Here is a 20,889-nt window from a genome sequence, read left to right as displayed (position 1 = left end):
CAGTATTTACGTTACAAATTCGACATTTGCATTACAAACTGGTGTTGTTGATGCAATAATGTATGCAATAAAACCTGTCATAGCGTCATGAACTATAAGGAAAGTAGGCATGGAATATATTGAAGCTTTTTTCGCCCTAATCGGGGATCTAACGTGGGGCTGGGCGCTTGTGCCTATGCTAATTATCTTTGGTTTATTATTTACCATCGTAGGTAGGTTCGCTCAGTTTAGATATTTTAAACGTATGTTCCGTGTGTTCAAAACGGATGAGGTAGGAGACGACGGAATCTCTGCCCGTCAGGCGTTGCTCGTTTCTATCGGTGGACGTGTAGGCGGCGGTAACATTGCTGGCGTTGCGGTTGCAATATCTTTAGGAGGACCGGGAGCGGTATTCTGGATGTGGGTTGTGGCCTTAATTGGCATGATGACCAGCATTGTGGAATGTAGCTTAGCGCAGCTTTATAAGCGTAGAGATAATGATGGTAACTTTCGCGGTGGCCCTGCGACGTATATTTTACATGGGTTAGGTAAAGACTATCGCTGGCTCGCCGTCATCTATGCGATCTCGCTACTACTGTCTTTTTCTATCGGATTTGTGGCGTTCCAGGGCAACACGGTAGCAGGATCAGCGCTTGAAAGCTTTGGGATTGCCCGCTGGATAACGGGTGTGGTACTGGTAATTGCGGGCGGATTTATTGTCTTTGGCGGTATTCAGCGCATTGCAAAAGTAGCCGACGTTGTCATTCCTGTTATGGCATTAATCTATATCAGTATGGCACTTATTATTATTGCGTTTAACTTTACAGAACTGCCTGCACTGATGGTAATGATTGTCAAAAATGCTTTTGGCATTGAGTCTGTTGTGGGCGGTGGTATTGGTGTGGCGATTGAGCAAGGTATGAAGCGTGGTTTATTCTCTAATGAAGCAGGTCTAGGTTCTGCGCCTAATATTGCCGCCACCGCTTACGCCACTCATCCTGTGAGTCAAGGTATCTCGCAGTCATTATCTGTATTTATTGATACGATAATCGTATGTAGTGCCACCGCATTTATGATTTTACTGAGCGGCGTGTATCAACCAGGTGCTGAAGTCGATGGTATTGTACTGGCACAGCAGGCGCTAACGACCCAGCTTGGGGATTGGGCGCAGTATATTCTCACCATATCGATATTGCTATTTGCCCTAAGCTCTATTATGTATAACTATTATATGGGTGAAAATGCCATTAACTTCTTGATCAAAAAGAATATTAATATGGCGACACTGATTTTGCGAATTGTTGTGATTGCGGTATTATTCTTGGGCGCAGTGGCTCCTGCCGCAACCGCAGTGTTCTTCTTCGCTGATCCGTTGATGGGCGTGCTAGCGCTCGCAAACTTATTGGCCTTGATAATGTTATTTCCGCGAGCTAAGCGTCTACTTGACGACTTTGCAAGTCAGTTAAAATCAGGGGTTAAAGAGCCGTTGTTCGATGCGCAAGAGTATGAGAAGCTGGACCTTGATCTGAGCGCATGGGGCAAAAAAGCGGTAAAAGAAGCGTTAGACCAAAAACAGTAGTACCTGTAGGCTTTATTTCTCATGAAAGAAAAAACCACTTTAACTGAGTTGAAGTGGTTTTTTTATGCAAGATACTATTTATGCCTAAAATGAATGGTTATTCGCCAATACGCCAGCTATCGATATTATCTCGCCTGCTTCATCTTCTTCAATAATTCGAGTCTCTGTCAGTGCTGATTTTTGCCACGCCTGTATATGTGGATGATTTAGCATGGTTTGGCAATACTGCTTAGTAAGTCGCTGCAAAGTAATATTGGACACATCAGCATAAGTCTGTAATCGCAGCACCACTGGAGCGAAGAACACATCAGCTGCTGTGAAATCTCCGAATAAGAAACTGTCTGCTGAGCGATTTTTTAAACAATCGGCAAAGATGTCTTCGATACGAGCGATATCTGCTAGGCAAGCACTACTTGGTTGTATCTTAGCCGTTGCTCGTATATTCATCGGCATCTCGTTACGAATACCTGTCAATCCCGAATGCATCTCAGCCACGATGCTTTGGCAATAGGCACTATTTATTCTACTTTGGTTATTATTTCGTTTTTCAGCGTTAGTTTTATCAATACCTGTCCAAATATCAATATCCGTAAAGTACTCATTGACATGCATCGCAATCGCTAAGGTGTCCCAAACGGTTACTTTATTATCTTTTTCACCATAGACTAAAATAGGCACTTTACCTGTGGGTGAATGTGTTTCAAGTGTTGGACGTGATGATAGATGAAACAACTCGACAAGTTGCTCATCAAAATCAACATTGAATGCTTTGAGCAACAGCCATGCTCGTAGCGACCAAGACGAGTAGTTTTTATTACCAATAATTAATAGCGGTTTTTGCATCATAGAGTCCTATTAAGCGATAACAGTAGCATTTTATTATGTACTCAATATTGAGTATTGACCAGTCTATAACCCGAGCTATATTTCTATCATTTAGATCCTATTACAAAATAAGCGCCCCTCCAATGTTTGGAAGGGCGCTTATTTAGACGGGCAATTATTTAGAAGGGCGCTTTTTGTTTCTCGTACTTACTACAATCAGTTCTTGTTTTTAATTAGGAAAATAACAGGCAGCGCAACGACATACATCAGCACACCGTACAAAGCAGCAGGCAGAGCAATAACAGGCAGTGTGCTCACGCCCATGATGATAGGCGCTAAGGTAATAGCCGTCGTACTATTTTGGATACTGGTTTCTATCGAGATGGTTTTAGTATCAAACCAGCTGAGCTTTAGGACTCTAGAGATTGAGATGCTAATAGCGAATAGGATAGCAATAATAAAGATAAGCTCTAAACCAATTTGAGTGAACTGTGTTTGTAGTAGTTGCCAGTTAGAGGCAATAGCAGCAAAGACAATTAGTACAAAAAACACGCTGGCCAAGCCGTTTAGAAGGCTGCTACGACGTACCATAAAGTCAGTAAATTTGTGGCGAGCAAGCATACCAAGAGATACGGGCAATGTGGTCAATAAGAACATGACTATGCCAATCTTTATCGCACTAATAGAGTTTGCCTGATCTTTCATAAAATGATCAAAAGCCAACGTAATTAAGATAGGCAATGTAATGACCGATAGTATGCTGACCACACCAGTCAACGCGATAGAGAGCGCGACATTTCCTTTGGCATAGTAGGTCAGCATGTTACTAGTGACACCGCCGGGGCAAAAACTAATCAGCATAATCCCAAAAGCAATCGCTGGTGGCGGAGCCGTCACTAGCACGACTGCTAGCGCAACCAACGGTACCAACACAACTTGATTGATTAAGCCGACAAAGAACGCTTTTGGATATTTGGCAATGACTTTAAAATCACTCAGTTTTAGCCCTGCTCCTAGAGTGAACATAATGTAGGCAAGGGCTAGTGGCAGTAATGCTAGCGCGGTATTATTCATCAAACATTCCTTGTAAAACTAAAATGCCATATCAAGATGGCTTTTTGAAAGTAAATAGCAGCGGGGCAACCTTGTCATCAGGCAGCTGCTCACAATCCATGTGTTTAGGTATTCAATCGTCTAGCTACTTAGGTGTCTCAACCATTAATCTAGCTCATGCATATCAAATGATAATAGCGGTATTACGCTCGTATAGTAACCCACTTGTCGTGACTATCGAGGTTGGTCGAGGTTGTTGGAAGCTATCGGGAAATGATTAGGCAGTGACTAGGTAGTGAGCGGGCTGTTTGTAGTCAATGCAACTTTGAGCATAATGATAAGCGCAGTAAAAAGCCCACAAGATTCTGTGGGCTAAATACTTTAGTTGTTTAATCAGTTTGTACTGCTTTAGTCGTCTAGTAAGTCCATTTGCTTAGCGGCTTCATAGATACCGTTTGAGCGGTTACCTGTGCGGCAGAAAATCAGCATTGGCTGCTCAGCTTGATTAAAGAAATCTGCAAACGTTTCGACGTGAGTTTGGTTCAGCTCATTACCTGCAAAAGAAATCTCTTTATAAGCAAGACCAGCTTCTTTGGCTGCTGCTTCGATTTCGGCACTGGTTGGCTGATTTGGCTCTTCACCATCAGGACGGTTATTGATAATGGTTTTGAAACCATTTTCGGCAATCATAGGCACTTGGTCAGGCGTGATTTGTCCGGTAAAGCTAACTTCATGGCTCATAAGAGCTCCTTTTTTTTATTGGTGTTGTTGGGTTTATAAAACGTGTGAGTTCGAGCTATGGTTGTTATAACAGGCCTTGCATCAATGCGCTTTGGTACAGTAGCTTGGCACGTGCCCCTGTACCGCAAAACATTAATATAGGTTTGGGCATTGAGTGATAGAAATCGGCAAACTGCTCAACCGTCAGCATACTTAAGCGCTCATCATCAAACGGCAGATGCTGATACGCTAGGTTTGCCTGTTCAGTAGCCGTTGCCAAATCGCAGCTATTAGGCTGTGTCTCAATCTCGGCATCTGGGCGAATATTAAGCACTGAGCGATAGCCAAGTTCAGCAATTTTAACGCACTGGCTTGGATATATTTGCTTATAAATCGTTAAATCATCGGTCATAAAATAGGTTCAGTTATATTTGTTAAAGTATATTTATTATTGAGGGTTGGGCTAAGAATATCAAAGGACTATAAAACAGCATTTTTTAGGCTGATTTATAGGTTAATTGATTCCCTATTTAGTGCGTCTAGCATAACACAGGCGCTATCGTAGCGATATTGTGTTGTAGGCGACAATAGTAATTGAGATTGAGTGAAACTAATGTAGCAGCGACTTTGTTATGAGCAAAATATAGATTACTTTAACGCATCGACAGCATCTAAGGTACTCAGATAGACTTGCCCTGATAGCTCGCTAATCAATGGGGTGTGACCGATGATGTCCATCACAGGACCTTTGATAAAGCTAAAGTGTAAGCGCTTGTTTTGCAGCGCAAGCTCTTTATTTAAAGTACTAAGCATTTCTTGGGCGGTCAGATCTATGTGATTGACGGCGGCCATAATCAATATAATTTCATTGGCAGCGGGATATTGCTGCATGGCATTGAGGATGCGTCGATGTACAGATTCACTATTACCAAAGAACAAACTCTCATCGATACGCAACATCAATAAATTGTTAAAAGTTACGACGTCATGGCGATTGATATTACGAAAATGTCCTGTACCGCCCAGCTGCCCAACGATAGCCACGTGAGGCTTACTTGATTGCCAGATAAGACTGGCGAATGACACCATGAGACCAATGACCAGCCCTGTGTTTAGTCCAAATATAAGCACACCGACGAACGCTGCCAAAAAGCTAGCACCATCTAAGCGATCGCGCTGCCATGCAGATTTCAACGTCGCAATATCTATCAAGCCAATGATGGAGGCCATGATCGTTGCGCCCAGTAGTGCATAGGGCAGTGGAGCAAGCGCATTGCTAAAGGCTATGAGCGCGGCAATCATTACCAATACGGTGACGAGACTTGCAAGTGGTGTCTTAGCGCCTGAGTCGGCATTGATAGCCGTACGCGAAAAACCTCCTGCAACCGCAAAACTTTGGAACAGTCCACCAGACAGATTGGCCAGCCCAAGGCCAGTCAGCTCGCGATTGGCATCAAAGCTCTCATCCCGCAAACGAGCATAGGTACTAGCGACTGAACTGCTCGACACAAATACGATTAATGCCATCAATCCTGCTGTCGGCAATAGTTTCAGTGCTTCTTGTAAGTCTGAGATATGCGGTAACGTAAAGCTTGGTAGACCTTGTGGAATACGACCGATGGTCGCCACGCCATGTGTGCTCCAATGCAGTGCCATACTAAGTACGATAGCAAGGCCAAGTAAAATAAGCGGAAATAAGCGCTCTGCCCATTTGGCATATGACGATGATAGCCACGTCTGCCATATCCACTCACTTGCATAGCGATTAGCAACCAATAGCGTAAATGCGGTAATACCGATAGCTAAGGTCAATGGATGCAGCTGGCTGGCATAGCGCTGCATAGTAGATAGATACCCAATCAAACTATTGCCAGTGACTGGAATGTCGGTCAGATATTTGAGCTGACTGACAAATATAAGTACCGCTGCACCGCTTACAAACCCTGCGGACACGCCGCGACTGATAAACTGCATGATCCAGCCAAGTTTTAACCGTCCTGCTATCCATAGCAGTGCACCTACCATCAGTGCCAATAGGCTGGCCATCAGTGCATACTGTTCAGTACCTTGCTCAGCATAAGGCAGTAGACCACTGGCGGTCATAATGGCGGTAATGGCAACGGGACCTACGGCTTGCACGTTGCTAGAGCCGAGCCAAGCATAAACGAGGACAGGTACGATCGCTGCATATAGGCCATACACAGGCGGCAGTCCTGCAAGCACTGCGTAACCTAAGCTCTGCGGTATGACCAACACGCCCACCACTATGCCTGCGACGAGATCAGTCGGCAACGCTGAGAGCTGGTATTGACGCAGCCAAGCTGGAATCAGACGAGCGACGATAGAGGACATATCAATCACCACAGTAGATAGTATAAATAATTAGGCGAGGGCGGCGTTATTCTGTTTTGGCACAAAAACGTTGATACAGTAGATCGAGTACAGCTAGCGCATCCTCGCTTGCGATACTATAGTAAATTTGCTTACCTTCGCGGCGTGTGGCGACCAGCTCGTCTTTACGCAATATACCCAATTGCTGCGATAAGCTCGGCTGTCCAACCCCGACCAAATCCTCCAGCTCACCGACACAATATTCACCTTGGGTCAATTGACAGAGAAGAAGTAGGCGATCGGGGTGCGATAGCGACTTTAATAGTTGGCTGGCTTGTAGCGATGCTTGCTGCATTTGCTTGGCAAGATCGGCAGGTACTAAATCTGCAGTATCAGATGACACATCGTCAGTGGTACTGCGAGTAGGTGTACCTTCGGCTGAAATAGAAGTAGTCAGAACAAATTCCTTACATTAGATGGTAACAAATGTCATGATGTTTTGAACAATATATAGTTGATTATCAATGATATCACGCTACATAGCAAGTTATCATTAATTACATTATATAAATTGATAAATTGTATGGTGGTTGTTATATTGGTGGCATCAGATAAGTCGTAGGAACGCATTATATACGACTGAATATCATATTTAAGGGTTAATTAAAGATAAAAATCCCTATGTCCAAAATATGTATAAATAACTTATGTATAAATAATCAAAGAGGCCGCCATGCAAGTTCATTCTTTTTTAGACAGCGATACAGAAACCTATACCCACGTACTTGCTGATACTGAGCAAAAATTATGCGCCATTGTCGATCCTGTATTGAACTTCGATGCTAAATCAGGCCGAACCAATACTAGCAGTGTCGATGAAGTGATTGAGTTTGTACGTGAGCAAGATTGGACGCTTAAGTACATTATTGAAACCCATGCGCATGCAGATCATTTGTCAGCGGCCATTCATGTAAAAGAAAGCCTTGGTGGACAGTTAGTCATTGGTCAGCATATCACCGAAGTACAAAAAATCTTTAAGCAAATTTTTAACTTTGACACCAGTTTTCGCACTGATGCCAGCCAGTTTGATATTTTGACAGACGAAGGCGAGACCTTAGAGCTTGGCAACATTACTATCACTGCGATGTATGTACCCGGTCATACGCGTGCCGATATGGCCTATCTAGCCGCTGATGATGAAAAAACAGTGGTATTCGTCGGCGATACGTTGTTTGCGCCTGATGTGGGTACAGCACGCTGTGATTTCCCAGGCGGCGACGCCAAAACACTCTATCAGTCTATCCAAAAGCTGCTAGCACTTCCTGAAGATACGGTCATGTATCTGTGTCATGATTATCCGAGCAAAGGTCGTCAGCATTGCCCAACGACGACAGTAGCCGCACAAAAACTAGAAAATATCCATGTCAAAGACAGTATAAACGAAGCAGAGTTTGTACAGATGCGTGAGCGCCGTGATGCGACTTTAGATATGCCTCGCCTTATCATTCCTGCTGTACAAATCAATATCGATGCAGGACGCTTTCCAGAAACAGAAGATAATGGTACGCGTTATTTGAAAGTACCTATTAACGCTTTGTAGTCAAGCTGCTACAGAAATGGCAAAATTATGATCAATCAACTATGAGTCAATAGTCATTAACTTGATAGGATTTGATCTCAAATATTATCGCTTTTATCATTTCAAGGAATTTATTATGAAAGTTAATGTAGGTCGTACCGATAGAACATTACGTGTTGTGGCTGGTCTCATAATCATTGCCTTAGGTTTTTATTATCAAAGCCTATGGGGTATCGTTGGCTTGATTCCTCTGTTTACTGGCTTATTCCGCTCATGCGCGCTTTATTCGATACTCGGTATCAATACGTGCAAGCGTCAGTCGTAAGCGTATTCATTTACTGTATTTTTGTGCAATCAGTAATAGACTAAAGATAACGTTGAATATAGTGGTGAGTGGTATATGAACCTTTATCAGCAGTATGTGCTGCCCAAAATGATAGATATTGCCTGTAGTACGGGCAATGTAATGAAAGCACGTTCCAAAATTGTTCCGCAAGCACGCGGTAACGTATTGGAGATTGGCATTGGTAGCGGTCTGAATTTACAGTTTTATGATCCTGACAAAGTCTCTTCTATTATCGGTGTGGATCCAGCGGCTCAAATGCAGTCGCTGGCTCTTGAGCGTGCAGCTGGCATTGGCATTCCGGTTGAAATGGTAGCCGTCGATGTACAAGGTATCCATGCTGATACGGATCAATTTGATACGATTGTAATGACTTTTACCTTGTGCAGTATTGATGACCCAGTAGCGGAACTCCGAGAAATGGCGCGCGTGCTAAAACCTAGCGGTCGCTTACTATTTTGTGAGCATGGACTGGCACCAGATTCTTCTGTTGAGCGTTGGCAGCATCGATTGACGCCTATTTGGAAACCTATAGCAGGTGGGTGTCATTTAGATCGCGATATTCCGGCGCTTATTAGAGAAGGTGGTTTTGTCATTGACGAGTTGAGCGAAGCGTATTTGCCCGGTCCACGACCGATGAGTTATGTGTATAGCGGTGTGGCACAGCAAATCGCATAAAGGATAAGCCCAATTAACTATGCTAAAATTATTTACCAATCAATGCGACGACGACTATAACTACAGCAAGCAACGTAACTAGCTTTTAGATAAAAGAGTTCATGGACAGTATTTGAAATAACAAAATAATTAGCATAGGAATTAAATAATGAGTGAGCAAAATTTTCATCTAGTATGCCCACATTGCCAAGCAACCAACCGTGTACCTGCTGCACGATTAAGCGCTGCACCAAAATGCGGTAAATGTGGTCAGCCATTATTGACTGCCAGTCCGCATGAGCTAAATGCGCAAACAGCCAATAAGGTTATCCAAAAGAACGATGTACTGACTATCGTAGATTTTTGGGCGAGCTGGTGTCAGCCTTGCGTCATGATGGCGCCAGAGTTCAAGAGCGCTGCTAACCAATTACCGCAAGTAGTCTTTGCTAAGGTACAAACGGATAAATACGAGCAGGCAGCCGCGCCTTATAATATTCGCAGCTTACCAACGATGGTTGCTTTTAGAAATGGTAAAGAAGTCGCACGTCAATCAGGTGCGCTACCAAGTCATCAAATCATCCAGTGGGTGCAAAGCTTACAGTCGTAATATGAGCCAGATAAGACTGTTTATCATCTAAGCTATTTATCCAAATACTTATGTTTTCTTATAAAAAACCGTAGCTATTATAAAAAAGCCAATATGCGATCTGCATATTGGCTTTTTTGCTGTGTCATGTACTATTTTACGGTGTCATGCACTATCTTAGTCGTTTAGATAGCTTTGCACTTGCTTAAGCTTATTCACCATAAATCTTGATACCATTGGCAAAGCTACAACGTTGAATACGAGCCGATTGGACAATTGCATCACGCTCACCGTAGAGACGTGATAATTTTGCGTCGCGTGCTTTGGTATTGTTGCTCTTGCCTAGACCAAAGCTGATATTTGGTGAGATACCCCAGCGTCCTGCAGAGACGCCTACACCGACGCCTGATGCCGATAGCGTAGATTGCTCGTTGCGAGCCGCTTCGACATAGCGGTTGACGCGAGTGTACTCTTGGCTAAGGGCTTGGCAATTGTAGTTTTGATAAGTACTTGGCGGTACATATTGCGGGGTGATGTTACCAGTAGAGGCACAGCCTGAGAGCGCAAAAATGCCAGCTAGTAGTGTCGCTGTCGTAAACGTTTTCATAATGGCTCCAGTGGCTAAGTGATTGTATTTATATCTATTTAAGATAGCAAAAATAGCGCAATTAAGATATTGAAAATCCATCGATGATGAAAAATTTTCGCATCGTATCATCAAAATATCGACAGCTTTCTAAAATGGTTGCTTATTAATAAAGCAAATCGCTTATTAAAATAAGTTTGCGGGCTTAGCAAAGGCAAGTATCACGATCCCGATATAAGCAACGGCAGCGATAAGAATACCTGTTTTTCTTTGCACTGGTGTCGCATCAACTTTAAACGCTTTAATACTTGAGCTAATAGCCGCGATAAGTAAGATGATTTTGGCAAACACCCACTGTACAGGAGCATTGGCACCCATCAATTGCATTAGCATCATCGCACCTGACAGGATAAGCAGGGCATAGATAATATGCGTGGCTATTTTGACCACACGTGGTGCGCGGCGGTCTGCGCTGAGTACTAAGTAGCTTTGATATAAAAATAGCGCAACAGTCAGCGCTGCCATCAGCATATGTAGGTGTTTCATTGAATATTGCTCCCTCTAAAACTGCAGTATATAGGCTAATCTAAAATATGTAGTTGCGATTCAAACATAGTCGGCTATTTGTTTTGACCAGCACATAATGGACTCGCAGGGCTTTGACCTTGCCATTCTGTCGGAGTATAGGCATGGATAGCGAGGGCATGTACTTGGCCGCCTTGTGAAGTAAGTAAAGGCGTAACTAAGCCGTATATCAGCTGATGACGCCCGACCAGTCGTTTGCCTTCAAATGCATCGCTAACGATAGTGAGCTTAAAGTGGCTTTCTTTACCTTCAAAGTAACCAGCATGAGACATCGACTCATTGATCAGTTCGATATGCTGCGGCGCAAGCGCTTGTAATTCGGTATGAAGTGCGTCGGCAGTAGGTGTGGTACTCATAACAATCCTTCAGTGTATTTTGCGCAATTTGATTGGGCAATCTGCAAATAATATTTATCGGCATTATAACAGACACGGTAAGTGGTATAGAGTGCGATTGCCAAATCGAACAATTGCAAACCCTGCCCATTACAATGCTTATCAACTGCAATACTTGTCAATTATAAAACCTGTCATGTATAGCTATAATTAAAAAAGCAAAGCACAACGCTTTGGCTGTACTTTGCTTCTATGATATCTAAACATGCACTGCTAAAGCGTAGGAGTAACTAATTATCTACTTATTAGCGGCGCGACTGTTGATATAGAGGCGTAACTTTTGGCATCAATGACTGTAACTCTGCGATACGGCTGCTGCTCGTTGGGTGAGTGCTGAGGAATTGTGGTGGCTCACCCTGGCTTGCTTTTTGCATTTTTTGCCACAGGGTAACAGCCGCCTGAGGGTTATAACCTGCACGTGCCATCAGCTCAAGACCAATCTGATCAGCTTCACTTTCTTGAGTGCGACTGTGGGGTAGGCTCAAGCCTAAATTACCCGCAGTACCTGCTAGCTCAGCCTGTCCTTGTGATAAGCCAAATATACTAGCAGCCAGACCGATACCAGTTTGGGTTGCATACTCGCGTGATAGACGCTCACGTGAATGCTCACGTAATGCATGAGATATTTCATGACCCATAATGGCAGCAATCTCATCATCAGTGAGGTTCAGACGATCGATGATGCCTGAATAAAACATAATCTTACCACCCGGCACCACAAAGGCATTCAAATCGTTAGACTTGATGGTGTGTACTTCCCATTGCCATTTGGCTGCATCTGCGCGGTAGACGCCAACTTGACCAACCAAACGGTTCGCAATATTTTTTAAGCGGTTTAGCTGAGCGGTATTGGTATCTAGCACACCTTTTGATTTTGCGTCTTGTATTGTTTTGGCATAGCTTTGGGCAGACAGTGCCAATACTTGCTCACTAGACACTAATAGCAACTGCTGACGATCAACACCAACTGCGCCAGAATTGGTAGTGCTGGTACAACCAGTTAAAGTCAGTGCTGACAACGAAGCGGCCATCACTGTCGTGGTTAATAACTTCTTCATAAAATATCCTCTCTATAAGATGGAAAAACATAAAGTCAAACAAGTTAAAGAATAGTGCAGCAGAGGTGGGAGCCGTGTTTATTAATCTTTTAGTAGTGCTCATTCATCCGCTTAAACAGTAAAAGTTTACCTTAACTGCCATTGGACATAAGTATAATAATGTTAACCACCTAAAACCAAGATAGGAAAAGTAACAATAAAGCGTATGATTGTAAGTACGATATCTTTTTATTAGAGTGAAAATAGTGCACTTTTCTTTTATCGATTGTCTTATGACTGTTGTAAAGCTAAAGGAAATGAAGCCCAGACTTAAAGTTCTATGATTAATGTGAGATATTTTTTATATTATCAAAATTAATTCCTGTTTTTAAATCAATTGCTTATATTAATTTACTCTAAAAAAAGGACATTTAGCTAAAAATATTAGGGATAAATTTTAAAAAAGGTGTTGACACCCACAGAATATTTGCTAAAATAGCCAGCCTATCGAGACGGAGTAGTTGTTAACAACGCTACGGATTGATACTAAGCGGGAATAGCTCAGTGGTAGAGCATAACCTTGCCAAGGTTGGGGTCGAGAGTTCGAATCTCTTTTCCCGCTCCAAATATGGCTTGAAAAAGCGCAAAAAGCCTCACTTCACAGTGAGGCTTTTTTTTATGTGTAAAATCTGTCCTAAGTCCACTAATAGCGAAAACATAGAAAGCAAAAATTAAAGCTAACTGTAGGTAGGATAGAGATTATCAGTATTGAAGAATAGACGTGTACCCTAATACCTGAGCAAACTAAACCTATAGCAACATAAGGGTATCCAATGCCACCAAAACCCCTCACCTTAATCAGTGCCAAGCTCGCCTTTATCATATCCGCCATCGTCATCGGTATCATGGGCATCACCATGATTGGCTTTGGCTGGGTGCCGCACCTGTCTCTTATTCTAGCTATCTGTGTGCTACTGGCTATCGGTATGTACAAAGGACTTAGCTTTGATGACATGCAAGCACAAATGGCCTCAGGCGTCATGCGTGGTATTGGTGCCATCTATTTGTTCTTCTTTATTGGACTGATGGTTGCCGCTCTGATGATGTCAGGTGCTATTCCTACTTTAATGTATGTAGGCTTTCAGCTGATCTCACCTGAGTACTATTATATCTCTGCCTTTATCCTCACCTCTATTATCGGTATTGCTTTGGGTAGTAGTTTGACGACTGCAGCAACGCTTGGCGTAGCCTTTATTGGTATGAGCAATGCCTTTGATGCCAATGTGGCGATAGCGGCAGGGGCAGTGGTATCAGGTGCATTCTTTGGTGATAAGATGTCACCCTTGTCGGATACCTGTACGATTGCGTCCTCTGTCGTTGGTATTGATCTGTTTGAGCATATTCGCAATATGATGTATACGACAGTCCCTGCGTGGATACTGACAGTTATCTTGTTTTGGATGTTCTCAGGACAGACGACTAGCGCTGATCTAAGTCAAGTGACGATATTGCAAGGTCAGCTGATAGACAGTGGTTTGGTACATGGGTATTCGGTACTGCCGTTTGTGGTATTGGTTGGGCTAGCACTGTTTCGGGTTAATGCGATTTATACGATTATCTGTACTATAGCAGTGGCATTAATCATTACTTATGTACATAGCTCACCAAGCTTTGGTCAATTGGGTGGTTACTTGTTTGCAGGCTATGCTCCTGCTGAGTCATTAGAGCTAGGGGAAGTAGGTGGTATGCTGTCGCGTGGCGGTGTACAGAGTATGTTTTTCACTCAGGCGATTGTGATACTGGCATTAAGCTTAGGTGGTCTATTAACGGCATTAGGGATTCTGCCAGCACTGCTATCTGGTATTAAGGATACATTGACGACATCAGGACGAGCTATCTTTGCGGCAGCGATGTCGGCACTAAGCATTAACGTGCTGATCGGTGAGCAGTACTTGAGCATCTTATTGTCTGGTACGGCCTTTCGTTCGACATTTGAGCGCTTACATCTACATCCGAAGAATCTGTCGCGGACGATTGAGGATGCGGGAACGGTGATTAATCCATTAGTGCCTTGGAGTGTGTGCGGGGTGTTTATCAGTCAGGCGTTAGGGGTGCCAGTATTAGATTACTTGCCTTATGCATTCTTCTGTTATTTGTCACTGCTATTGACGCTGCTATTCGGGTTCACGGGGCTGACGATTAGTCGGGTGAAAGAGGGGAAGAGTGCCGATGCGTAACCCTTACGGTTCTATTTAATAGTGCTATCAATACTTATCCCAATAAGGATGATCGCCAAATCGCTCTGCAATAAGGTCAATCAAATAACGACAACGCTGCGATAAAAAACGATTCTTTGGATAAACGGCATATGCTTTTAATACAGGCAACTGGTACTGCTGGAAGACAGGTACAAGTTCACCTCGTGCCAGTTCATTGTAGGCAATAAACGTGGGCACGAAGGTAATGCCGTGTCCCTTTACCGCCAAATCAACCAAGAACTCGCCATTAGTGGCTTTTATTGTGGCATCGATAGTACGGTAATGTTTTTTGCCCTCAGCGTCCACCAGCTCTATACTGCTCGTTTGACCAAGACTATATTGCAACAGTTCATGATTGTCTAAATCATCTAGGGTTTCGGGTACACCCATCCTTGCCAGATAGTCAGGACTGGCACAAATCACACAGCGTATCAATGCCAACTGTTTTGCCTGATAGCTAGAGTCGCGCAGATCGCCAATGCGAATTGCCAACTCATAACCTTCTTCAATCAAGTCGATACGCCGATCAGAAAAATCCAGATCGAATCTCAGATTGGGGTGCTGATTGGCATACTCATCAATCACATCATTCAGATGCCTGACCCCAAACGATAATGGTGCCGTCATTTTGAGCGTTCCCTCGACACGCATGGGAGCTTCACTAGTGTTTTCATTGACCGCATCGACTGCTCGCAAGATATGATTTACCTGCTGATAATACTGCTCACCTGCTTGGGTCAATTTAGAGTGGCGAGTGGTACGGCTGATCAATTGACTGCCTAGGCGTGCTTCTAATTCTTTGAGACGACGACTCACGGCTGACTTTGCGATATTCAACTGCTCAGCCGCTTTGGTAATGCTACCTGCTTCGACAATGCGTACAAACATTGCCATATCTTCTAGTTGTCCCATTATCGATGCCTCATGATTGTTCTTACCCCAAGAACTTACATTTGTGATTATTGCTGTTTATCCTATGCTAGTCAACGCCTATAATCGCGCTATTCTCTACTTAGAGACATGATTAAGCACACTTTTGGAGCATTATTATGGACAAATTACAGCAATTTAGCGCACCGCTCGGTCGTCTATTATTATCAATCATTTTCATCTTTGCAGGCATTGGTAAAATCACAGATTATGCGACTACTCAAGGCTATATGGAGTCAGTAGGTGTGCCTGGTATGTTACTACCATTGGTAATCGCGTTTGAGGTACTAGGTGGTATCGCTATCTTGCTAGGTTATAAAGCTCGTCCAATCGCTTTCTTGTTTGCCGGGTTTAGCATCGTGTCAGCTATTATTTTTCATCAGTTCTGGACTGACGAATCACAGATGATCTCATTTATGAAAAATATTTCGATCGCAGGTGGGTTTTTGATGATTTTTGCTCATGGTGCGGGTGCTTACTCAATAGACAATAAGCGATAAGCAGGCAGTAGTTGAGCTACCTCTTACAAGCTTACGAAGAACAATCATAAAGGGGGAGTTTAAAATAAAGAGCGTCATGAACATTTTCACAGAAAATTTCAACAGCAGACAGTTTTTTATATAAGCATAACTTAAATTAATTTATATAAAGTTAGCTGTGCTAATATATGTAAAAAATCTATATTACGTTAAAACTGCTCTGATTGTTCTACTAAACAGAATAGTTAATTGCATTTAGTGTTGTTTATCTATGTAGAATTAATAATTATAATAAGCCCATTGTTTAAATAGATTAATCGATAATAAGTGTATAGAGGATTAATCTGTTGATAGCTAAGGATATACCATGAAAACGATCTATCATGCCTCAGCCTCCCGTGGTGACGCCAATCATGGCTGGCTCAAAAGTCGTCATAGCTTTAGCTTTGCTAACTATCATAACCGGGAGCGTATGGGGTTTGGTGCTTTACGCGTTATTAATGATGATTTTGTCATTGGCGGTCAGGGGTTTGGCAATCACTCGCACCGTAACATGGAAATTATCAGTATTCCTCTATCCGGCAAACTCGCTCACGGCGACAGTATCGGCAACGAGGGCGTCATAGAAACTGGTGAAATTCAAGTAATGTCAGCGGGTACAGGCATTACCCATAGTGAAATGAATGGTGACGATGCAGAGGCTGTGAGGTTTCTGCAGATTTGGGTGATGCCAAACAAAATGGATGTCGCACCGCGTTATCAGCAAGTGCATATGGGCGATATCATGCGACCTAACGAGTTTAGCCAAGTGCTATCACCTAATGCCGATGATGCAGGGGTTTGGATTCATCAAGATGCTTGGTTTAGCATGGGTAGTTTTGACGAAGGTATATCGCAAACTTATCAGTTAAATAATCCCAACAACGGTGTCTACGTATTTGTGCTCAGCGGTAAAGCAGTGATAAATGGCCAAATCCTGTCTACTCGTGACGGCCTTGGCATTTGGGATACTCAGAGCTTTACGATGGACGCAACAGTAGCTAGCCGTGTGCTAGTGATGGAAGTGCCACTATTTATGTAGTCAAGAACAAAGATCTTTATCAATAACCATTAACGCTACAAATTATTTTTATTAACAACTATTTTACTAACAATATGGAGAAACACTATGTCAGATTTAACAACATTACAGCAGCTTGCAGAGAAACGTCGTTCTATCTATGCGCTAAGCAACCAGCTACCAGTAGCTAACGACGAAATCGTGAAAATAGTTGAACATGCTATTTTGCACACGCCATCGTCGTTTAACTCGCAATCGACACGTATCGTTGTATTGTTCGGCGATGACCATCGTAAATTGTGGGATATGACCGAAGATACGTTACGCGAAATCGTTGGTGATGAAGAGAAGTTCAAATCGACCAAAGAGCGTGTCAATGGTTTCCGTAATGGTGCTGGTACGGTGCTGTTCTTTGAAGATCAAGCAGTCGTCAGAGGCATGCAAGAAGCAGCGCCACTATATGCTGACAACTTCCCAATCTGGGCAAGTCAAACCAGCGCCATGCATCAGTATGTTATCTGGACGGCACTAGCCAGTATCGATGTTGGCGCAAACTTACAGCACTACAATCCAGTAATCGATCAAAAAGTAGCTAGTGCTTGGGATATCGACAAAGACTGGACGCTAAATGCACAATTGGTATTTGGAACAATTGAGCAGCCAGCGGGCGAAAAAGCATTTAAGCCAGTCGAAGAGCGTATGAAAGTGTTTGGTGCTTAAGGTAAGCTAGTTTATTCTATTTTATATAGTCCTGAAAGCTTATGTAAAACAGAAAGCGCCACTCAGTAATCTCTGGGTGGCGTTTTTTGTTAGTGACATTATTTTGTTAAGGGTAAAGGTTGTAGATGTTATCAATAGCATACAGCTACGTTAAATCTCTACAAAATTACGTAGAGACCAACGACTATTTGCGTTGCATCAAACTATTAGCCACCCATGCTGGACCGATTAATAAAAACTGTAAATCTTTAAAGAAAGAAGGTTTTTTGCCTTCGATTTTATGTCCTATGAACTGGCCAATCCATGCAACGACAAATACCGCTGCCCATGCTTTAAAGCCCCATGGCATCGCTGCCATCACTGATAGACAGATAAGAATAAACATCCCCATCGCTAAAAACAGTGGCGTAGATAAACGCATATAAAACAATAATACTAATGCGCTTAGTACCAAGGTAAACCACACGGATAGCGACATGCCCATACCTAGCAGACTGACAAAGATGGTTGGCACACATAACCAATGGATTTTTTTATTGACCAAGTTTTGGTGACTGACAGAGTACTCACTAAGCCATTGCTCTAGCGTACGTTTGGACATTTTTGGTTGACGAGACATACTAACCTCCCTGTTAGTAAATAAGATAAGTAACTCATACTCGCTAATGGACTCGCTACTAAACTCAATGCGAAGACAATTGTTAATATCAGTTGTAGCACTAATTGCGCCTGTCTACCATGTTATCTGATAGACGGCACAGTCAAGTTCAATCGTGCTATTGATGCTATATCAGCAAGATTTTATTCAAATTCCCAAGGGGTTTTTCTATAAGAGACGCATTATCCCTGCTCGCTGCGATGCCATTCATACAGGCCGATAAAGGCGTTTACTTGATACACCATAGTCTGAATAGCAAAGATATAGTTGCCAGACATCAGATTCACGATGAGCCAGACAAAGTTGACGATAGTCCATAACCACCAGTTAAATGAATAACGCAAAATCATAGCTGCCTGAGCGGTGATGGACAGCACAAAGGCAATGACGTTAATCCAAAAGAAAGAGATAAATCCCAAAAACAGACTACTATCATCCTGTACGACCGCATAGCCGTAGCTCGCTAATAAATCATTTACCGTAGGGAACAGTGCAAGTCCAACGATGATGAAGGTAGCGGTAACCAACCAAACAGCTTTACTTGCTGACTTGGGTATCATGTCGCCATCAGGATCGGTGTGCTTCGACCAATAAAAAATACCGTAAACATGGGTAAAAAAGTTAAATAATGGAGCAAGCATCAAACCAACTGCGCCAGACGTTGCCTGTACGATGACTTCGCCAGCCGTTGCCCCCATACCAAAGCCATTGCCCATGACGTTTTTGCGGAATGATAACGAGACCACGCAAACCAAACCAATGAACGAGACCGCCAAGTAAAACCAATCAAGCGTGGTATGGTCTGTCGTGAGCCAAAAACCTGCGGATAAGGCAATAACACCGCAAATAAACCAAATGATAATCCATTGCATCGCCCATTTTCCGGTGATGTTGTCCAATAGCTGAATACGCATCGCTTTTCCCCTAAAGTAAATACTGATATCAATATAGTGCTAACTGTCATGTATTAGTTAAATAAAGTGTGCTAGTTAAATAACATGTGCTAATTGAATAAATTATTATAAATATGCTAAGTACAGTTTATGATTTTTTGCCATAGATATATTGATCAATCAATAGTAGTGCTTGTTGATAGCGAGCGTCATAGTCGGGCTGATCAATCATATGCGGTGCAATATCGTGACGCGCAAAAATATCGATCAAACGCTGCTCAAAGCGTCCACGCGCTTCAGGCGTACCCAAAGATCGCATACCATCATCAATCCATGGCGTATTGTTATCTAGCATAATGGTGTGGTCTAAACGAAACTCATCAATGCAAGCAGCTACAAAAGGATGCGTGCGACCCTCGTATTCTTCACAAAATGCTTGCGTAGTGACAAAGTCAGTATCAACGATGGTGATAGGGGCAGTTGCATTGGCTTTAGCTTCTCGGATTGCCTCAGCATGGTCGAGACAAATAGGACCATAATCACTATATTGCAGCCCAACCTCGCTACCACCCAAATCTGTACCGACATACAGACGTCCCATCTCTAGGGCAAAGCTGGCACCATAATAGTTGGCAAGCTTATGGACTAGCGTTGTCTTACCTGAGCTTTCACCGCCGACGATAGCGACAGTCTTGGTATAGTCGGCGCGTGCTTGCGGATGAAGTGCTGACCAATGGGCAACGGGATCACGCGCAATCGCATAAGAGTCAAATTCCGGCTGTAGCGGCGTAGTAACGACTGGCAAAAGCAGCTGCTCTTGTATGTCATTGCGAGTGAGCGGATGGTTTTCCGCCATAAACAATACAGTCTCTGTTGATAGTGATAAGGCGTCCATCAAACGTTGCAATTTGGCATTACTAGCAGCGACATCGATACTGACATCATCGCTAGTGCTATACAGATGTTCGTGCAGCGGTAGCTCTATCTCATGAGTCGTATGAATATGAATAAATGGTAAATCGGCACAAGCCATCTGTAGCCAGCGCGCTTTGTCTTGTAAGGTAATGGCAAAATCTGGATGCGGCGATGGATGCGCCATAATGACGATATGCAAGGTTTTGGCTTGTCCTGCTGCATCCAATATGCTGCGCATCTGTCCTAAATGCAGCGGCTCGAAATGTCCAATCATCAATCCAGTGTCGTACATAGTTATCCTTATTATTTTTTTATTTTACTCTCAGTGTTCCATGTCTATTCCAAAAAATACGGTCGATGCTGTCTAAGTTAAATGATCCAAACTAGACATCTATCAAGATCCAAAGTAGACACCTATTAAGAATCGTAAACCAACCATATTCTTTACTTCTAATATTCTTCGTAAAGGTACTTTTATCTAACAGTTGAGCAGTATCCTAGTTTTCATCATAGAACGTCTGAAATCTGAGTTGCTTCTCAGCATGGTATAAAGGTTTTAGATGATTTGCAGGTGGGTTATTGTAAAAATAAGGTATATCGTACGTACACGAAATCGCACGTTTTTTAATTGAGGATTTTTTCACTGAGCAAAGTTGGTTAGCTAAAATATTATTCAGACTATTAAAAGTTTGACTCGATTTTAGCGTTATAAAGCGAGCTT

23 protein-coding genes and 1 tRNA gene are annotated in these 20,889 nt (G+C 42.9%); 10 read left to right on the top strand and 14 right to left on the bottom strand.

Annotated features, from left to right (window positions below; translation table 11 throughout):
• Window positions 1-109 precede the first annotated feature (109 nt).
• Entirely contained in the window at window positions 110-1,558 is a 1,449-nt protein-coding gene (locus JMX91_RS05790) for an alanine/glycine:cation symporter family protein (protein ID WP_201548083.1), read from the top strand.
• A gap of 84 nt (window positions 1,559-1,642) precedes the next feature.
• On the opposite strand, the gene JMX91_RS05785 is transcribed toward JMX91_RS05790, so the two are convergent.
• From JMX91_RS05785 to JMX91_RS05760, 6 genes are all read right to left on the bottom strand, one after another.
• Window positions 1,643-2,404, bottom strand: coding sequence for a glutathione S-transferase family protein (locus JMX91_RS05785; protein ID WP_227679296.1), 762 nt, complete (start codon window positions 2,402-2,404; stop codon window positions 1,643-1,645).
• A 195-nt stretch (window positions 2,405-2,599) separates the two neighbouring features.
• Window positions 2,600-3,457, bottom strand: coding sequence for a bile acid:sodium symporter family protein (locus JMX91_RS05780; RefSeq protein WP_201548082.1), 858 nt, complete (start codon window positions 3,455-3,457; stop codon window positions 2,600-2,602).
• A 387-nt stretch (window positions 3,458-3,844) separates the two neighbouring features.
• Entirely contained in the window at window positions 3,845-4,177 is a 333-nt protein-coding gene (locus JMX91_RS05775; protein ID WP_057761521.1) for a TIGR01244 family sulfur transferase, read from the bottom strand.
• 64 nt (window positions 4,178-4,241) lie between these two features.
• Window positions 4,242-4,568, bottom strand: a complete 327-nt coding sequence (locus tag JMX91_RS05770) for a beta-lactamase hydrolase domain-containing protein (RefSeq protein WP_057761519.1) — start codon at window positions 4,566-4,568, stop codon at window positions 4,242-4,244.
• 236 nt (window positions 4,569-4,804) lie between these two features.
• Window positions 4,805-6,508, bottom strand: coding sequence for a SulP family inorganic anion transporter (locus tag JMX91_RS05765; RefSeq protein ID WP_201548081.1), 1,704 nt, complete (start codon window positions 6,506-6,508; stop codon window positions 4,805-4,807).
• Between the two features lie 46 nt (window positions 6,509-6,554).
• A complete protein-coding gene (locus tag JMX91_RS05760; RefSeq protein WP_265089171.1) occupies window positions 6,555-6,890 on the bottom strand; it encodes an ArsR/SmtB family transcription factor in 336 nt (111 codons plus the stop codon).
• 330 nt (window positions 6,891-7,220) lie between these two features.
• Between JMX91_RS05760 and JMX91_RS05755 the strand changes: the two genes are divergently transcribed.
• From JMX91_RS05755 to trxC, 4 genes are all read left to right on the top strand, one after another.
• Window positions 7,221-8,087, top strand: a complete 867-nt coding sequence (locus tag JMX91_RS05755) for an MBL fold metallo-hydrolase (protein ID WP_201548080.1) — start codon at window positions 7,221-7,223, stop codon at window positions 8,085-8,087.
• A gap of 115 nt (window positions 8,088-8,202) precedes the next feature.
• Complete coding sequence (locus JMX91_RS05750; protein ID WP_201548079.1) at window positions 8,203-8,391, top strand: DUF2892 domain-containing protein; 189 nt, start codon at window positions 8,203-8,205, stop codon at window positions 8,389-8,391.
• Between the two features lie 75 nt (window positions 8,392-8,466).
• Complete coding sequence (locus JMX91_RS05745; protein WP_201548078.1) at window positions 8,467-9,087, top strand: class I SAM-dependent methyltransferase; 621 nt, start codon at window positions 8,467-8,469, stop codon at window positions 9,085-9,087.
• A 148-nt stretch (window positions 9,088-9,235) separates the two neighbouring features.
• Window positions 9,236-9,673: a thioredoxin TrxC gene (gene trxC, locus JMX91_RS05740; RefSeq protein WP_201548077.1), complete on the top strand. Its 438-nt coding sequence runs from the start codon at window positions 9,236-9,238 to the stop codon at window positions 9,671-9,673.
• Between the two features lie 190 nt (window positions 9,674-9,863).
• Here trxC and JMX91_RS05735 read toward each other — a convergent pair whose 3' ends face one another.
• From JMX91_RS05735 to JMX91_RS05720, 4 genes are all read right to left on the bottom strand, one after another.
• Entirely contained in the window at window positions 9,864-10,259 is a 396-nt protein-coding gene (locus tag JMX91_RS05735; protein ID WP_057761508.1) for a hypothetical protein, read from the bottom strand.
• Window positions 10,260-10,424: 165 nt separating this feature from the next.
• Complete coding sequence (locus tag JMX91_RS05730) at window positions 10,425-10,784, bottom strand: SirB2 family protein (protein ID WP_102094089.1); 360 nt, start codon at window positions 10,782-10,784, stop codon at window positions 10,425-10,427.
• 74 nt (window positions 10,785-10,858) lie between these two features.
• Window positions 10,859-11,179, bottom strand: coding sequence for a BolA family protein (locus JMX91_RS05725; RefSeq protein WP_057761504.1), 321 nt, complete (start codon window positions 11,177-11,179; stop codon window positions 10,859-10,861).
• Between the two features lie 284 nt (window positions 11,180-11,463).
• Window positions 11,464-12,276 carry a M48 family metallopeptidase gene (locus JMX91_RS05720; RefSeq protein ID WP_057761502.1) on the bottom strand — a complete coding sequence of 271 codons (813 nt, stop codon included), beginning with the start codon at window positions 12,274-12,276 and terminating at the stop codon, window positions 11,464-11,466.
• 529 nt (window positions 12,277-12,805) lie between these two features.
• Between JMX91_RS05720 and JMX91_RS05715 the strand changes: the two genes are divergently transcribed.
• Both JMX91_RS05715 and JMX91_RS05710 read left to right on the top strand, forming a co-directional pair.
• A tRNA-Gly gene (locus JMX91_RS05715) sits at window positions 12,806-12,880 on the top strand.
• Window positions 12,881-13,088: 208 nt separating this feature from the next.
• Window positions 13,089-14,492: a Na+/H+ antiporter NhaC family protein gene (locus tag JMX91_RS05710; RefSeq protein WP_201548076.1), complete on the top strand. Its 1,404-nt coding sequence runs from the start codon at window positions 13,089-13,091 to the stop codon at window positions 14,490-14,492.
• Between the two features lie 27 nt (window positions 14,493-14,519).
• On the opposite strand, the gene JMX91_RS05705 is transcribed toward JMX91_RS05710, so the two are convergent.
• Window positions 14,520-15,425, bottom strand: coding sequence for a LysR family transcriptional regulator (locus JMX91_RS05705; RefSeq protein WP_201548075.1), 906 nt, complete (start codon window positions 15,423-15,425; stop codon window positions 14,520-14,522).
• 137 nt (window positions 15,426-15,562) lie between these two features.
• Here JMX91_RS05705 and JMX91_RS05700 point away from each other — a divergent pair, with 137 nt between their 5' ends.
• The 3 genes from JMX91_RS05700 (at window position 15,563) to JMX91_RS05690 (ending at window position 17,702) form a co-directional block, all read left to right on the top strand.
• Window positions 15,563-15,943, top strand: a complete 381-nt coding sequence (locus JMX91_RS05700) for a DoxX family protein (RefSeq protein WP_057761496.1) — start codon at window positions 15,563-15,565, stop codon at window positions 15,941-15,943.
• Window positions 15,944-16,289: 346 nt separating this feature from the next.
• Window positions 16,290-17,003 (top strand): pirin family protein, encoded by a 714-nt coding sequence (locus tag JMX91_RS05695; RefSeq protein ID WP_201548074.1) that lies wholly within the window; start codon window positions 16,290-16,292, stop codon window positions 17,001-17,003.
• An 87-nt stretch (window positions 17,004-17,090) separates the two neighbouring features.
• A complete protein-coding gene (locus tag JMX91_RS05690; protein ID WP_057761493.1) occupies window positions 17,091-17,702 on the top strand; it encodes a nitroreductase family protein in 612 nt (203 codons plus the stop codon).
• Between the two features lie 184 nt (window positions 17,703-17,886).
• Here the strand turns inward: JMX91_RS05690 and JMX91_RS05685 are convergent, their stop codons facing one another.
• From JMX91_RS05685 to nadR, 3 genes are all read right to left on the bottom strand, one after another.
• Window positions 17,887-18,321 carry a DUF962 domain-containing protein gene (locus JMX91_RS05685; protein ID WP_102091859.1) on the bottom strand — a complete coding sequence of 145 codons (435 nt, stop codon included), beginning with the start codon at window positions 18,319-18,321 and terminating at the stop codon, window positions 17,887-17,889.
• Between the two features lie 221 nt (window positions 18,322-18,542).
• Window positions 18,543-19,274 (bottom strand): nicotinamide riboside transporter PnuC, encoded by a 732-nt coding sequence (gene pnuC / locus JMX91_RS05680; RefSeq protein ID WP_201548073.1) that lies wholly within the window; start codon window positions 19,272-19,274, stop codon window positions 18,543-18,545.
• 127 nt (window positions 19,275-19,401) lie between these two features.
• Entirely contained in the window at window positions 19,402-20,460 is a 1,059-nt protein-coding gene (nadR, locus tag JMX91_RS05675) for a multifunctional transcriptional regulator/nicotinamide-nucleotide adenylyltransferase/ribosylnicotinamide kinase NadR (RefSeq protein WP_201548072.1), read from the bottom strand.
• Window positions 20,461-20,889 lie beyond the last annotated feature (429 nt).

The organism is Psychrobacter sp. Pi2-1, from assembly GCF_904846645.1.
In the GTDB taxonomy this organism is placed as follows: Bacteria; Pseudomonadota; Gammaproteobacteria; order Pseudomonadales; family Moraxellaceae; genus Psychrobacter.
The sequence above is the reverse complement of the archived record's forward strand: the minus strand, read 5'-3'. Positions and strand labels throughout refer to the sequence as shown.

Bases quoted from the DNA above. Each gene is read 5' to 3' on its own strand.
- JMX91_RS05790 (WP_201548083.1), top strand. From the start codon at position 110: ATGGAATATATTGAAGCTTTTTTCGCCCTAATCGGGGATCTAACGTGG.
- JMX91_RS05785 (WP_227679296.1), bottom strand. From the start codon at position 2,404: ATGATGCAAAAACCGCTATTAATTATTGGTAATAAAAACTACTCGTCT.
- JMX91_RS05780 (WP_201548082.1), bottom strand. From the start codon at position 3,457: ATGAATAATACCGCGCTAGCATTACTGCCACTAGCCCTTGCCTACATT.
- JMX91_RS05775 (WP_057761521.1), bottom strand. From the start codon at position 4,177: ATGAGCCATGAAGTTAGCTTTACCGGACAAATCACGCCTGACCAAGTG.
- JMX91_RS05770 (WP_057761519.1), bottom strand. From the start codon at position 4,568: ATGACCGATGATTTAACGATTTATAAGCAAATATATCCAAGCCAGTGC.
- JMX91_RS05765 (WP_201548081.1), bottom strand. From the start codon at position 6,508: ATGTCCTCTATCGTCGCTCGTCTGATTCCAGCTTGGCTGCGTCAATAC.
- JMX91_RS05755 (WP_201548080.1), top strand. From the start codon at position 7,221: ATGCAAGTTCATTCTTTTTTAGACAGCGATACAGAAACCTATACCCAC.
- JMX91_RS05750 (WP_201548079.1), top strand. From the start codon at position 8,203: ATGAAAGTTAATGTAGGTCGTACCGATAGAACATTACGTGTTGTGGCT.
- JMX91_RS05745 (WP_201548078.1), top strand. From the start codon at position 8,467: ATGAACCTTTATCAGCAGTATGTGCTGCCCAAAATGATAGATATTGCC.
- trxC (WP_201548077.1), top strand. From the start codon at position 9,236: ATGAGTGAGCAAAATTTTCATCTAGTATGCCCACATTGCCAAGCAACC.
- JMX91_RS05735 (WP_057761508.1), bottom strand. From the start codon at position 10,259: ATGAAAACGTTTACGACAGCGACACTACTAGCTGGCATTTTTGCGCTC.
- JMX91_RS05730 (WP_102094089.1), bottom strand. From the start codon at position 10,784: ATGAAACACCTACATATGCTGATGGCAGCGCTGACTGTTGCGCTATTT.
- JMX91_RS05725 (WP_057761504.1), bottom strand. From the start codon at position 11,179: ATGAGTACCACACCTACTGCCGACGCACTTCATACCGAATTACAAGCG.
- JMX91_RS05720 (WP_057761502.1), bottom strand. From the start codon at position 12,276: ATGAAGAAGTTATTAACCACGACAGTGATGGCCGCTTCGTTGTCAGCA.
- JMX91_RS05710 (WP_201548076.1), top strand. From the start codon at position 13,089: ATGCCACCAAAACCCCTCACCTTAATCAGTGCCAAGCTCGCCTTTATC.
- JMX91_RS05705 (WP_201548075.1), bottom strand. From the start codon at position 15,425: ATGGGACAACTAGAAGATATGGCAATGTTTGTACGCATTGTCGAAGCA.
- JMX91_RS05700 (WP_057761496.1), top strand. From the start codon at position 15,563: ATGGACAAATTACAGCAATTTAGCGCACCGCTCGGTCGTCTATTATTA.
- JMX91_RS05695 (WP_201548074.1), top strand. From the start codon at position 16,290: ATGAAAACGATCTATCATGCCTCAGCCTCCCGTGGTGACGCCAATCAT.
- JMX91_RS05690 (WP_057761493.1), top strand. From the start codon at position 17,091: ATGTCAGATTTAACAACATTACAGCAGCTTGCAGAGAAACGTCGTTCT.
- JMX91_RS05685 (WP_102091859.1), bottom strand. From the start codon at position 18,321: ATGTCTCGTCAACCAAAAATGTCCAAACGTACGCTAGAGCAATGGCTT.
- pnuC (WP_201548073.1), bottom strand. From the start codon at position 19,274: ATGCGTATTCAGCTATTGGACAACATCACCGGAAAATGGGCGATGCAA.
- nadR (WP_201548072.1), bottom strand. From the start codon at position 20,460: ATGTACGACACTGGATTGATGATTGGACATTTCGAGCCGCTGCATTTA.